This window comes from Nocardia sp. NPDC050718 (assembly GCF_040654235.1).
Lineage (GTDB): Bacteria > Actinomycetota > Actinomycetes > Mycobacteriales > Mycobacteriaceae > Nocardia.
This window is the reverse complement of record NZ_JBFAHQ010000013.1, coordinates 1-13,341: the sequence shown is the minus strand read 5'-3', so window position 1 is coordinate 13,341 and position 13,341 is coordinate 1. Positions and strand designations below refer to the sequence as shown.

Here is a 13,341-nt window from a genome sequence, read left to right as displayed (position 1 = left end):
TGTCAAGCATCGGTGAGACAGCGCCTGAGGGGACTCTCAGGTGAGAAGTTCGTCTCCCCAGAAAGGATTCGAGCCAGATGACGGTACTCGACTCGATTCTCGACGGGGTCCGGGCGGATGTTGCCGCTCGCGAAGCCCTCCTCGATTTTCAGGCGATCAAAGCCGCAGCGGCCGCCGCCAAGGCGCCGCTGAACGCGAGCGCCGCGTTGCACGAGGACGGGATCGGTGTCATCGCCGAGGTGAAGCGTGCCAGCCCCTCCAAGGGCGCGCTGGCCGACATCCCCGATCCGGCCGTCCTGGCCAAGGCCTACGAAGACGGTGGCGCGCGCATCATCAGCGTGCTCACCGAGGGCAGGCGGTTCGGCGGGTCGCTCGACGATCTCGATGCCGTCCGCGCCGCCGTGAACATCCCGGTCCTGCGCAAGGACTTCGTCATCGGCCCGTACCAGATCCACGAGGCCCGTGCCCACGGCGCCGACGTGATCCTGCTGATCGTGGCCGCGCTCGAGCAGGACGTGCTGTCCGCGCTGATCGACCGCACCGAATCCCTCGGCATGACCGCCCTGGTGGAGGTGCACACCGAGGAGGAGGCCGACCGCGCGCTGGAAGCGGGCGCGTCGGTGATCGGTGTCAACGCGCGCAACCTCAAGACCCTCGAGGTCGACCGCGACGTGTTCGCGCGGATCGCCCCCGGCCTGCCGTCGGAGGTCATCCGGGTGGCCGAGTCCGGCATCCGCGGCACCGCCGACCTGCTGGCCTACGCCGGCGCTGGCGCCGACGCGGTGCTCGTCGGCGAGGGCCTGGTGACCAGCGGGAACCCGCGGGCCGCGGTGTCCGAGCTGGTGACCGCCGGTACCCATCCGTCCTGCCCGAAGCCGGCCCGGCGGAGCATCCGGTGACCGCGCTGCCCCAGGCCAGCGCCGGTGTCGCCCAGCACAGCGACTACGAGCCCGACGCGGGCGGCCACTTCGGCGTCTACGGCGGACGGCACGTCCCCGAGGCGCTGATGGCGGTGATCGAGGAGGTCACCGCCGAGTACGACAAGGTCCGCACCGACCACACCTTCCTCGACGAGCTCGACCGGCTGCAGCGCGACTACACCGGCCGTCCGTCGCCGGTGTTCGAGTGCGCCAACCTGGCCCAGCACGCCGGGGGCGCGCGGATCTTCCTCAAGCGCGAGGACCTCAACCACACCGGCTCGCACAAGATCAACAACGTGCTCGGCCAGGCGCTGCTCGCCAAGCGGATGGGCAAGACCCGGGTCATCGCCGAGACCGGCGCGGGCCAGCACGGCGTGGCCACCGCGACCGCGTGCGCGCTGCTCGGCCTGGACTGCGTCATCTACATGGGCGCCGTCGACACCGCCCGCCAGGCGCTCAACGTGGCCAGGATGCGGCTGCTCGGCGCCGAGGTCGTCTCGGTGACCACCGGTTCGCAGACCCTCAAGGACGCCATCAACGAGGCGCTGCGCGACTGGGTCTCCAACGCCGACGACACCTACTACTGCTTCGGCACCGCCGCGGGCCCGCACCCGTTCCCGCTGATGGTGCGCGATTTCCAGCGCATCATCGGGATCGAGGCGCGCCAGCAGATCACCGAGCGCGTGGGCAGGCTGCCCGACGCGGTCGTGGCCTGCGTCGGCGGCGGCTCCAACGCCATCGGCATCTTCCACGCCTTCATCCCCGACGCGGGTGTGCGGCTGATCGGCTACGAGGCGGCCGGTGACGGCGTCGAGACCGGCAGGCACGCGGCCACCTTCACCGGCGGTACGCCCGGCGCGTTCCAGGGCGCGTACTCGTACCTGCTGCAGGACGAGGACGGCCAGACCATCGAGTCGCATTCGATCTCGGCCGGTCTGGACTACCCGGGCGTCGGCCCCGAGCACGCCCACCTCAAGGACATCGGGCGCGCGGAGTACGCGCCGATCACCGACACCGAGGCGATGGACGCGCTGCTGCTGCTGTCCCGCTCGGAGGGCATCATCCCGGCGATCGAGTCCGCGCACGCCGTGGCAGGCGCGCTGCAGCTCGGCAAGGAGCTCGGCGAGGGCGCGATCATCCTGGTCAACCTGTCCGGTCGCGGCGACAAGGACATGGACACCGCGGGTCGCTGGTTCAATCTGTTCGACGACGACGCCGCCGAGGAGAACGCTCAGTGAGTCAGCAGTCCCGTCTGGCCAACACCTTCGCCGCCGCGCGCGCGGAGAACCGGGCCGCCCTGATCGGCTACCTGCCCGCGGGCTATCCCGATCTGGCCGGTTCCATCGAGGTGTGCAATGCCATGGTCGAATCCGGCTGTGACATCGTCGAAGTCGGCGTCGCCTACTCCGACCCGGTGATGGACGGACCCACCATCCAGGCCGCCGCCGAGCAGGCGCTGCGCGGTGGCGTCCGGGTGCGCGACGTGTTCTCCGTCGTCGAGGCGATCACCTCCGCCGGTGGGCAGGCCGTGGTGATGAGCTACTGGAACCCGGTGCTCCAGTACGGTGTCGATGCCTTCTCCCGTGACCTGGCCGCGGCCGGTGGCGCCGGCATCATCACGCCGAACCTGATCCCGGACGAGGCCGACGACTGGTTCATCGCCTCGGCCACGCACAACCTGGATCGCATCTTCCTGGTCGCGCCGTCCTCGACCGAGGAGCGCCTGGTGAAGACCCTCGAGGCTTCGCGCGGATTCATCTACGCCGCCTCGACCATGGGTGTGACCGGTGCTCGCGACGTGGTCTCCTCGGCCGCGCCCGCGCTGTGCGCCCGCGTCCGCGCGCATTCCGACATCCCGATCGGTGTCGGTCTGGGTGTTCGCTCGGGGGCCCAGGCCGCCGAGATCGCCGCGTACGCGGACGGCGTCATCGTCGGATCGGCGCTGGTCTCGGCCGCCGCCGAGGGCCTGGACGCGGTCCGCGCGCTGACGTCGGAACTCGCCGAAGGCGTACGGTCGGCGACCGTCAGCTCCTAGTGGTGCGCCGATGGGCCCGGCCGCCGACGCGCGGCCGGGCCCATCGGCTGTCACCGGCCCGGCATGTGCTGTCAGGGCCGCGGCAACGTGGCGGTACCGGATTCCACTAGCCTGGGGGCCGTGAACTCAGTCCTGGCCTACATACCGAGTCCGCCGCAGGGTGTCTGGCACCTCGGACCCTTCCCGCTCCGGGCGTACGCGCTGTTCATCATCCTCGGCATCGTCGTCGCCATCTGGTGGGGTGAGCGCCGGTGGCAACAGCGTGGTGGTCAGCAGGGCGCGGTCCTCGATGTCGCGATGTTCGCGGTGCCGTTCGGCTTGGTCGGCGGTCGGCTCTACCACGTGGCCACCGACTGGCAGAAGTACTTCGGCCCCGGCAAGCACCCGATCGAGGCGCTCTACATCTGGCAGGGCGGCCTCGGTATCTGGGGCGCGGTGTTCCTCGGCGGCATCGGCGCCTGGATCGGCTGCCGGGTCTACAAGATCCCGCTGCCCGCGTTCGGTGACGCCATCGCGCCCGCCGTGCTGCTCGCGCAGGCGATCGGCCGCCTCGGCAACTACTTCAACCAGGAGCTCTACGGCCGCACCACCGAGGTGCCGTGGGGCCTCGAGATCTACGAGCGGTTCGACCCGGAGACCGGCGCCAGGGACATGATGAACGGGGTCTCGACCGGGCGGGTGATCGAGGTCGTGCACCCGACGTTCCTGTACGAGCTCGTGTGGAACGTGCTGGTCGTCATCCTGCTGGTGCAGCTGGACAAGCGTTTCAAGATCGGCCACGGCCGCCTGTTCGCGCTCTACGTCGCCGGCTACAGCTTCGGCCGCTTCTTCGTCGAGCTGATGCGCAACGACGAGGCCACCCACATCCTCGGCATCCGGATCAACTCGTTCACCGCCGCGCTGGTCTTCCTCGCCGCCATGGCCTACTTCGCGCTGGCGACCAAGGGCCGCGAGACACCCGCGCAGTTGCAGCCCGGTGGTGAGCCGCGGCCGTGGCCGTGGCAGTTCTCGGCGCTGCGGGCCGCGGGCGCGGCCGGCAACGCCGCCGCCGTCGACCTCGACAAGACCGCCGAGGCAACCGATTCCGCCGACGACCCGGCCGCGCCCGCGGATTCCGCCGACGCGAAGCCGACCGGCGCCGCGCAGGACGATGCCGAGCAGGAGCCGGAGGCCGCCGAGGCGACGGCGACCGCGGAGCCGGAGCAGTCGGGCGCGAAAAAGGCCTGATCAGCGACCTCCAGTACGAAGTGAACGGGCGTCCGGCAACATTCCGGGCGCCCGTCGCGATATTGCGAACGAGTGTCGAGCGCAGTTCCGTGGGGCACCCGAGGAGACAACGGCCGGTCGGTATGACCACAATGACCGGTGATCGTCGGTGGCGCATCGCTGTTCGGCAGATCGCCACACCGGCCGGGGGCCACGACGGGTACCCGCACGAATGATGGAGGACATGAGTGACCGACCCCTACAACCCCAATCCCCAGTACGGGCCCGACCTGAACAAGCAGCCCGACTCCGGCTCGCACTCGCAGCCGCAGTACGGCCAGCCCGCCTACGGCCAGCCGTCCGATCCGTACGCGCAGCAGCCCGGGTACGGGCAGCAGCAGCCGCAGCCGGGTTACGGCCAGCCGCAGTACGGTCAGCCGCAGCCGCAGTACGGTCAGCCGGCCGACCCGTACGCCCAGCCGCAGCCCGCCTACGGCGCCGCGCCCTACGGCGGCATGCCGCAGGGCTACAACCCGGCCGACCCGGAGGCGCCGTACGGCCGTGACATGTACGGCGTGCCGTTCTCGGACAAGCAGAAGCTGATGGCGGGCCTGCTGGAGATCTTCCTGGGCAGCTTCGGCGTCGGCCGCTTCTACCTGGGCTACACCGGTCTGGGCATCGCCCAGATCGCGGTGGTCTGGCTGACCTGTGGCATCGGCGCCATCTGGCCGCTGATCGACGGCATCATGATGCTCACCGGCAAGGTGCCCGACGCGCAGGGCCGCCCGCTGCGCGACTGATCGCCGGCTACGCCACGAACGGGTGCTCCGCGTCTCGCGGAGTACCCGTTTCGCGTTTCCCGGCCGGGATTGCGATCACCGTGAGCGATACTCTGTGTCGGTCCAGGGCGGCGCCGTAGCGTCGCTTGGCCTGCGCGTGCCCGATGCGCGCAGCGGAGAAAGGGATGTCCGTGCGCAAACTGCTTGCCGCCGCCGTACTCGCCGTCGTCGCCGCGACGGGCCTGTCGGCCTGCTCGTCCGACGCCGACCCGAACGTGCTGAAAGTCGGTACCGAGGGCACCTACGCGCCGTTCAGCTACCAGGAGAACGGCACCCTCACCGGCTACGACGTCGAGGTCGCGCGGGCGGTCGGCGAGAAGCTCGGCAAGCGGGTGGAATTCGTGCAGACGCCCTGGGACTCGATCTTCGCCGGACTGGAGTCCAAGCGCTTCGACCTCGTCGCCAACCAGGTGACCGTCAACCCCGAGCGCGCCGCCAAGTACTCCCTGTCGCAGCCCTACACGACCTCCGAGGGCGTGATCGTCACCAAGGCCGACAACACCACCATCACCTCGCTGGCCGACCTGTCGGGCAAGACCACGGCGCAGTCGGCCACCAGCAACTGGGGCAAGGTCGCCGCGGCCGCCGGCGCGAAAGTCGAAGCGGTGGAAGGGTTCGTGCAGGCGGTGCAGCTGCTGAAGGCGGGCCGCGTGGACGCGACCGTCAACGACACCCTCGCCGTCGGCGAGTACACCAAGAAGACCGGCGACACCGGCATCAAGATCGCCGGCAAGACCGGCGAGACCAGCAAGCAGGCGCTGGCCGCCCGCAAGGACGACGCCGCGCTGATCGCCGACATCGACGCCGCGCTCGCGCAGCTGCGCGCCGACGGCACGCTGACCAGGCTGTCGGAGAAGTACTTCGGCACCGACGTCAGCAAATAGCGGATGGATCCCGCGACCAGGGAGCTGATCTGGCACAACCTGTGGCCGATGCTGAAGGCCACGCTGACCGCGACGCTGCCGCTGACGGCGATCAGTTTCGTCATCGGCCTGGCGATCGCGGTCGGCGTCGCGCTGGCCAGGATGTCGTCGAAGCGGGCGCTGTCGCTGCCCGCCCGCTTCTACATCTCGATCATCCGCGGCACCCCGCTGCTGGTGCAGTTGTTCATCGTGTTCTACGCGCTGCCGCAGTTCGGCATCGTCATCGACCCGTTCCCGGCCGCGGTGATCGCCTTCAGCCTCAATGTCGGCGGCTACGCCGCGGAGGTGGTGCGCTCGGCGATCATGAGCGTCGCGCCGGGGCAGTGGGAGGCGGCCGAGTCGCTGGGCATGACCTACCCGCAGACGCTCTGGTACGTCGTGTTCCCGCAGGCGTCCCGGATCGCGGTGCCGCCGCTGTCGAACACGCTCATCTCCTTGGTCAAGGACACCTCGCTGGCCTCGACCATCCTGGTCACCGAGCTGCTGCGCACCGCCCAGCTGGCCGCCGCGCCCACCTTCGACTTCTTCGCCCTCTACGGCGTCGCCGCCGTCTACTACTGGGTGATCTGCCTGATCCTCGGCTTCTTCCAGACCCGCCTGGAGACCCGGTTGTCCAGGCACGTCGCCGTTCGGTGACAACCGATTTCGTGAACACCGGGATAACTCCCGACCGGCGAAACGACGCCCGGAATCGGGAGGACTAGGCTTGCCGGTGTGATGCGACGGACGAAGATTGTGTGCACCCTCGGACCGGCTACGGCCACCCAGGACCGTATTCGTGAGCTCGTCGAAAGCGGCATGGACGTCGCGCGGCTGAACTTCAGCCACGGCGAACACGCCGACCACGCCGACAACTACAAGATGGTCCGCGCGGCCTCGGACGAGACCGGCCGCGCGGTCGGCATCCTCGCCGACCTGCAGGGCCCCAAGATCCGCCTCGGCCGGTTCACCGACGGCCGGACCACCTGGGCCAACGGCGAGCAGGTCCGGATCACCGTCGACGAGGTCGACGGCACCCACGACCGGGTCTCCACCACCTACAAGCAGCTCGCGCAGGACGCCAAGGCCGGTGACCGCCTGCTCGTCGACGACGGCAAGGTCGGCCTGACGGTCGAGAGCATCGACGGCAACGACGTCGTGTGCCGGGTCACCGAGGGTGGTCCCGTGAGCAACAACAAGGGCCTGTCGCTGCCCGGCATGGACGTGTCGGTGCCCGCCCTGTCCGAGAAGGACATCGAAGACCTCGAGTTCGCCCTGAAGCTGGGCGTCGACTTCATCGCGCTGTCGTTCGTGCGCTCGCCGTCCGACATCGAGCTCGTGCACGACATCATGGACAAGGTCGGCCGCCGGGTGCCGGTCATCGCCAAGCTGGAGAAGCCGGAGGCGATCGACAACCTCGAGGCCATCGTGCTCGCCTTCGACGCGGTCATGGTCGCCCGTGGTGACCTGGGTGTCGAGCTGCCGCTCGAGCAGGTGCCGCTGGTGCAGAAGCGGGCCATCCAGATGGCGCGCGAGAACGCCAAGCCGGTCATCGTCGCGACCCAGATGCTGGAGTCGATGATCGAGAACTCCCGCCCGACCCGCGCCGAGGCCTCCGACGTCGCCAACGCGGTGCTCGACGGCGCCGACGCGGTGATGCTCTCGGGCGAGACCTCGGTCGGCGCCTGGCCGATCGACGCGGTGCGCACCATGAGCCGCATCGTCACCGCCGTGGAGTCCGAGACCAACCGGGTCCCTCCGCTGACCCACGTGCCCCGCACCAAGCGCGGCGTCATCTCCTACGCCGCCCGCGACATCGGCGAGCGGCTCAACGCCAAGGCGCTGGTGGCCTTCACCCAGTCCGGTGACACCGTGCGCCGCCTGGCCCGGCTGCACACCCCGCTGCCGCTGCTGGCGTTCACCCCGCTGCCGGAGGTGCGCAGCCAGCTGACGCTGACCTGGGGCACCGAGACCTTCATCGTGCCGATGGTGGACAGCACCGACGCGATGATCCATCAGGTCGACCAGGCGCTGCTGTCGATGGATCGGTACCGCAAGGGTGACCTGGTGGTCATCGTCGCCGGTTCCCCGCCGGGTACCGTCGGTTCCACCAACCTGATCCACGTTCATCGCATCGGCGAGGAGGACCACTAGTCGTGAGTAGTTCGGCAGGCGGATCGACCGAGGTGGAGACAGTGCACGACGAGCAGTCACCCGATCTGCGGGTGCTGCTCGACCTGCTCGACCTCGAGCCGATCGGCGAGGACGTCTTCCTCGGCAACCATCCCGAGAAGGTGTGGAGCCGCACCTTCGGCGGGCAGCTGGTGTCGCAGGCGATCGTCGCTGCCGGACGCACCGCCGGGGAGCGGCCGCTGCACGCGATCAACGCGCACTTCGTGCGCGGCGGCGACGTGAAGAAGCCGATCGAATACCACGTGCAGCGGCATCGCGACGGCCGCGCGCTCGCGAACCGGACGGTCACCGCCAGCCAGGACGGCCAGGAGCTGTTCGTCATGCTGGCGGCCTTCCAGGACTGGGGCAAGGGCCTCGAGCACGCCCACGAGGGCCCCCAGGTGCCCGATCCGGAGACGCTGCCCCGGATCGAGGAGAGCTTCGCCGGCTTCGAGGACAAGCTGGAGATGTTCATCAACGCGCCGCACCCGATCGACATGCGCTACACCAACGATCCGGCGTGGATCCTCAAGGGCACCGGCGAGAAGCTCAACCACAACCGCGTGTGGATGCGCACCGACGGCACGCTGCCCGACGATCCGCTGCTGCACGTGGCCGCCCTCGGCTACTCCTCGGACACCACGGTGCTGGATTCGATCATCACCACGCACGGTTTGTCGTGGGGCCTGGACCGGATTCTCGCGGCGACGGTGAACCACTCGATCTGGTTCCATCGCCCGTTCCGCTTCGACGACTGGACGCTCTACGCGACCGAGTCGCCGGTGGCCGCCGGTTCGCGCGGGCTGGCCACGGGCCGGTTCTATTCGCGCAGTGGCGAACTGCTCGCCACCACCGTCCAGGAAGGCGTCATCCGGCACTTCCCGGCCCGCTGAGCGGGGGTCAGCGCCGCTCGACGTCGAGTTCCCATTCGAGGTCGGTGCGCTGATCCGCGCGCAGGACGAAGGGGACGGCGTGGCTGGCCGCGCCGTACACCGCCAGGGCCAGCCCGTGCTCGAGGTCGGCGATATCGGCATCGGTGAGATCGGCCGGATCGCCGACCAGGCTCAGCGCGATCTCGAACGCCGCCTCGGTTTCCGGCGCGGCACCGGGATGCGTTGCGCGCCACTGTGATTCGAGTTCCCGATGCAGCGGATCGGCGGCGTCGACCGGCAGGGTGAATCGCCAGGCGAAGGCCTCACGGTCCTGGAGGTGGTCGTCGAGAACCGTCCGCACGCTGGCGACGATGCGGTCGAGGATTTCCGGGGTCACATACACATGGAGCGAAACATCCGAAATGCGTTTCGGCAAGTCTCCAGTCCTGTCGTGTCGAACCTGCAAGGGGAACTTCCACGTCCGCCGAAGTCTAGACCGTCGGCGGCCCGGCGAACAGCCTTGCGCTCAGCGTCTGCGCTGCGCGGCCAGAAACGCCGAGAGCGGCCGGGCCGGGGCGGGTTCGATGACCAGCCCGGGGCGCGCGTCCTCGCTGAGCTTGGCCTGCTCGTGCGGTGCCAGCGCGGCCAGCAGCGGGAACAGCAGTTCGGCGATCCGGTCGCCGACCTCGAGAAACGCCTCGGGGGACAGCCCGATCGGGTCGGCGATGTTCTCCCGGCCGACGTAGGCCAGGTCGTTGCGGGCTTGGTGCAGCGCGGCAATGGATTTCGCGCCGGTGACCTTGGCGATCCGGTGCGCCTCGCCGAGTGTGAAGGTGCGCGGCGCGGCGCCGAAGGCCAGCTCGCTGACCTGGTCGCGCAGTGATTCAGTCATCGCCAGCACCAGATCGGCGCGATCGACCATCTCGGGCTTGAGCTTTCGGGCCTTGAAACCGGTGGGGTCGCCGCCGAGGCCCGCGACGGTCTCCGCCGCCATCGGTTCGGGCGGAAACCCGACCAGGGCGCGGGTGCCCGCGCTCTCCGCGGTCAGGCCGGCCAGGCCGTTGTCCGTCGCGAACGCCCGGGTGAGCCGTTCGGCGATCACCGACCGGCAGACATTGGAGTTGCAGACGAACAGCACGTGCATACCGACACCGTAATCGGGTCGATTGTCGCGCAGAAGGCCGGAATTGTAACCATCACAGGCGCGGTGCTACTTATTCACCTCTCGGTTGAATGCTGTACACGAATCGCAATGCGCAAATCCGTTGTGTGTGACCGTGATACCCGCGAGATATGGTCTGGAAACCTCCCGATGATATGTGTCGACCATCACTCTTTCGCGTCGTAATAATTCGATTCGGTAATAACCGGCGGCACGGCGGGCGGAGCGCCGTGTACCCGGCCGCGGGTGGAGAACATCCGGCCGCGCGCAGGGACGGTGGGCGCGAAGGCGGCCAGGCCGGTCGGCCTGGTCATGTCGTCGTAGACGGCGTCGATGCCGCCGCGCCGGAAGTACGCCTCGTGCCAGAAGCCGGTGCCGCCGGAATCGCGCAGGAACTCCCGCCACCACTGCCGGTGCGGGTCCGAGCGGGTCCAGCGTTCGAGCGAGTCCAGGTCGCGCCAGTACTGCCGGGCGCCCCAGTGCGGCGGCAGCATCGACCAGACCACGTCTTCGTGCAGGATCAGGCCGTCGGGACGGTCGGCGTGCGAGCGGTAGAGCTTGGGCCCGACGCCGAGCAGGCGCAGCATCCCGCGCGGGGTGCGCACGCGCATACCCAGCAGGATCATCACCAGGTCGGGGTAGGCGTCCAGATCCACCGTCATCCTGTTCACCCGCATGTCCGCGCCCTTCTGTCGTGCCCGCTCTCCCGGTACTACGACGTGGGCGTTCCCCCGGTTCGACCGGCGGTTCGCGTCCCGGCGCGCCGAGACGCTATAGTGACCGCGGTGCGCCGGGTTGGCGGAACTGGCAGACGCGACGGTCTCAAAAACCGTTGTCCGAAAGGACGTGTGGGTTCGAGTCCCACACTCGGCACCACGGCGGAAGCGCGGCATCGGCCGCGCTCCGCGGGGGAGTATCGGTCGCGGGGTGTGCGCGACGTCTCCGCGCTTGCGTTCACCGGCGGTTTCCGACCGCTCAATGCATTCTGTGCGGAAGCGAAAGGTACTCTTTACATCACTCGGTCACCCACGACGGGTTTTTCGGCCGGCTCGCCCGGTGCCGTCGTCTGTCGTGGTGTGATCGACAGGCATCGGAATCCAGAGGGGTCGAACCTATGAGCACGAATGCAGGGGGCGCTGGCGCCACGCGTGAGGCCGCGGCCAAGCGTGTCGTCGTCGCCGAGGACGAGGCCCTCATCCGGATGGATCTCGTGGAGATGCTCAAGGAAGAGGGCTACGAGGTAGTCGGTGAAGCGGGCGACGGGCAGCAGGCCGTCGAGCTCGCCGAGGAGCTGCGCCCCGATCTGGTCATCATGGACGTCAAGATGCCGCGCCGCGACGGGATCGACGCCGCCGCCGAGATCGCGTCGAAACGTGTTGCGCCCGTGGTGATCCTGACCGCGTTCAGTCAGCGTGACCTGGTCGAGCGGGCCCGCGACGCGGGCGCCATGGCCTATCTGGTCAAGCCGTTCACCAAATCCGATCTGGTGCCCGCGATCGAACTCGCGGCGAGCCGTTTCCACGAAATCACCGCGCTGGAAACAGAAGTCGCGAATCTGTCGGATCGTTTGGAGACGCGCAAACTGGTCGAGCGCGCCAAGGGCGTGCTCATGCAGACCCAGGGTCTGTCCGAGCCGCAGGCGTTCAAATGGATTCAGCGCACCGCGATGGATCGCCGGACGACGATGAAGGCGGTCGCCGAAGTCGTGCTGGAGAACCTCACCCCGCAGTGAGCTGGAACGCGTCGCTCCGTGTCTCGCGTCGAAAGCCGAAAAACTTTACGTAAGCGAAACAATAATGTGAACTACGACTGGACACGGAGCGTCCGACATGATGCGAATGTGATGCGGATCTAACAAACCGACGATATGTTCTGTCCGGGCTGAACGTGGTCGGCCCCCTCGGTGACCCCGGGGAGCACAGGACATAGAGGTGAGACGTGCTCAGTTCGACATGGCGCAGTCGTTCGACGCGAGGAGTTCTGGTAATCGGAGCTGCCGCGTCGTTGGTGTTGTCCGGATGCAGCGACAAGTCGTCCGACGGCGGCGGTGGCGGCAACACCGATCTCTCCATCCAGCCGGTCGTGCAGCTCGATACCCAGGGTAAGGCTGTCGCGGCGACCGACGCGGGCACCGCCGCCGACCCGGCGGGTGACGGCAAGGCCAAGTGCGCGCCCCAGACCATCGCGATGGCGGGCCCGCTGACCGGCGGCAACGCCGCGCTCGGCATCAACATCATCGACGGCGTCAAGCTCGCCCTCGACAAGCACAACAAGGCCAACCCCGACTGTCAGGTCTCGGTCAAGCAGTTCGACACCGAGGGCAAGCCGCAGATCGCGAGCCAGGTGATCCCGACGATCGTCAGCGATCCCAGCATCGTGGCGCTGGTCGGCCCGACATTCTCGGGCGAGACCAAGGCGACCGGCCAGATCCTCAGCGAGGCGGGCATGCCCACGCTGACCGCCTCGGCCACCAACCCGACCCTGACCCAGAACGGCTGGAAGACCTTCTTCCGCGGCCTGGGCAACGACAACTCGCAGGGTCCGGCCGTCGCCAACTACCTGACCGGCGAGAAGGGCTACAAGAAGATCTGCGTCGTGCAGGACAACACCGACTACGGTGCCGGTCTGGCGCAGGCGTTCATCACCGCCGCGGGCCCGGCCGCCGACGCCTCCTGCGCGGTCAGCGTCAAGGAAGGTGACAAGGACTTCTCGGCCGCGGTGTCGAAGCTGTCCGCCGCCAAGCCCGACGCCATCTTCTACGCCGGCTACTACGCCGAGGCCGCGCCGTTCGTGCAGCAGCTGCGGTCCGGCGGTGTGACCGCGGCCTTCGTCTCCGCCGACGGCAGCAACGATCCCGAGTTCGTCCGGCAGGCCGGTAGCTCGTCCAAGGGCGCGCTGCTCTCCTGCCCGTGCAGCCCGGCGCCGGAGAAGTTCGCGACCGAGTACAAGGCGCTCAACGGCCAGGCGCCCGGCGTCTACTCCGTCGAGGGCTACGACCTGACCACGATCCTGCTCAAGGGCATCGACTCGGGCAAGGTGACCCGCGCCGAGCTCGTGGACTACGTCCGTAACTACAACGGCACCGGCGTCGCCCGCCAGTACAAGTGGGGCGAGACCGGCGAGCTGGCCAACATCCATATCAGAACTGCTCCTCCCTGGTCACGATCCTGCACTTCATCGGGAGCTTGTGCATCGCGCGACGCAGGGCCTCGCGAGCGATCTCCTCGTTCGGG

The 13,341-nt window shown here is 68.6% G+C and carries 13 protein-coding genes, 1 tRNA gene and 2 pseudogenes; 12 read left to right on the top strand and 4 right to left on the bottom strand.

Annotated features, from left to right (window positions below; all coding sequences use genetic code 11):
* The first annotated feature begins 77 nt into the window (after positions 1-77).
* From trpC to AB0H54_RS32655, 9 genes are all read left to right on the top strand, one after another.
* The gene (gene trpC, locus AB0H54_RS32695; protein WP_355283315.1) at positions 78-899 is read left to right on the top strand and encodes an indole-3-glycerol phosphate synthase TrpC; all 822 of its coding nucleotides are present in this window, start codon (positions 78-80) and stop codon (positions 897-899) included.
* Positions 896-2,158: a tryptophan synthase subunit beta gene (trpB, locus tag AB0H54_RS32690; RefSeq protein ID WP_355283318.1), complete on the top strand. Its 1,263-nt coding sequence runs from the start codon at positions 896-898 to the stop codon at positions 2,156-2,158. Before trpC ends, trpB begins: the two co-directional genes overlap by 4 nt.
* On the top strand, positions 2,155-2,955 hold the full coding sequence (gene trpA / locus AB0H54_RS32685) for a tryptophan synthase subunit alpha (RefSeq protein WP_357350784.1): 801 nt from the start codon (positions 2,155-2,157) through the stop codon (positions 2,953-2,955). Before trpB ends, trpA begins: the two co-directional genes overlap by 4 nt.
* A gap of 63 nt (positions 2,956-3,018) precedes the next feature.
* Positions 3,019-4,182 (top strand): prolipoprotein diacylglyceryl transferase, encoded by a 1,164-nt coding sequence (gene lgt / locus AB0H54_RS32680; RefSeq protein ID WP_357350782.1) that lies wholly within the window; start codon positions 3,019-3,021, stop codon positions 4,180-4,182.
* A gap of 227 nt (positions 4,183-4,409) precedes the next feature.
* Entirely contained in the window at positions 4,410-4,961 is a 552-nt protein-coding gene (locus AB0H54_RS32675; RefSeq protein ID WP_355283323.1) for a TM2 domain-containing protein, read from the top strand.
* 170 nt (positions 4,962-5,131) lie between these two features.
* Positions 5,132-5,884 carry a transporter substrate-binding domain-containing protein gene (locus AB0H54_RS32670; RefSeq protein WP_355283344.1) on the top strand — a complete coding sequence of 251 codons (753 nt, stop codon included), beginning with the start codon at positions 5,132-5,134 and terminating at the stop codon, positions 5,882-5,884.
* 3 nt (positions 5,885-5,887) lie between these two features.
* Positions 5,888-6,559: an amino acid ABC transporter permease gene (locus AB0H54_RS32665; protein ID WP_357350780.1), complete on the top strand. Its 672-nt coding sequence runs from the start codon at positions 5,888-5,890 to the stop codon at positions 6,557-6,559.
* Between the two features lie 78 nt (positions 6,560-6,637).
* On the top strand, positions 6,638-8,056 hold the full coding sequence (gene pyk, locus AB0H54_RS32660; RefSeq protein ID WP_355283328.1) for a pyruvate kinase: 1,419 nt from the start codon (positions 6,638-6,640) through the stop codon (positions 8,054-8,056).
* A gap of 41 nt (positions 8,057-8,097) precedes the next feature.
* Positions 8,098-8,967, top strand: a complete 870-nt coding sequence (locus AB0H54_RS32655) for an acyl-CoA thioesterase II (protein ID WP_357350907.1) — start codon at positions 8,098-8,100, stop codon at positions 8,965-8,967.
* A 7-nt stretch (positions 8,968-8,974) separates the two neighbouring features.
* On the opposite strand, the gene AB0H54_RS32650 is transcribed toward AB0H54_RS32655, so the two are convergent.
* From AB0H54_RS32650 to AB0H54_RS32640, 3 genes are all read right to left on the bottom strand, one after another.
* Entirely contained in the window at positions 8,975-9,343 is a 369-nt protein-coding gene (locus AB0H54_RS32650) for a hypothetical protein (protein ID WP_357350778.1), read from the bottom strand.
* A 129-nt stretch (positions 9,344-9,472) separates the two neighbouring features.
* Positions 9,473-10,090, bottom strand: a complete 618-nt coding sequence (locus AB0H54_RS32645; RefSeq protein ID WP_355283333.1) for a low molecular weight phosphatase family protein — start codon at positions 10,088-10,090, stop codon at positions 9,473-9,475.
* A gap of 185 nt (positions 10,091-10,275) precedes the next feature.
* Positions 10,276-10,785 (bottom strand): DUF4188 domain-containing protein, encoded by a 510-nt coding sequence (locus tag AB0H54_RS32640; RefSeq protein WP_357350775.1) that lies wholly within the window; start codon positions 10,783-10,785, stop codon positions 10,276-10,278.
* Positions 10,786-10,897: 112 nt separating this feature from the next.
* On the opposite strand from AB0H54_RS32640, the gene AB0H54_RS32635 reads away from it, so the two are divergent.
* The 3 genes and pseudogenes from AB0H54_RS32635 to AB0H54_RS32625 all read left to right on the top strand — a co-directional run.
* Positions 10,898-10,984 (top strand) — tRNA-Leu (locus AB0H54_RS32635).
* 238 nt (positions 10,985-11,222) lie between these two features.
* Positions 11,223-11,840 (top strand): ANTAR domain-containing response regulator, encoded by a 618-nt coding sequence (locus tag AB0H54_RS32630; RefSeq protein ID WP_218716853.1) that lies wholly within the window; start codon positions 11,223-11,225, stop codon positions 11,838-11,840.
* A 272-nt stretch (positions 11,841-12,112) separates the two neighbouring features.
* Positions 12,113-13,240 (top strand): annotated as a pseudogene (locus AB0H54_RS32625) (branched-chain amino acid ABC transporter substrate-binding protein); the annotation flags it as partial.
* A gap of 7 nt (positions 13,241-13,247) precedes the next feature.
* Here the strand turns inward: AB0H54_RS32625 and AB0H54_RS32620 are convergent.
* Positions 13,248-13,341 (bottom strand): annotated as a pseudogene (locus AB0H54_RS32620) (50S ribosomal protein L16); the annotation flags it as partial.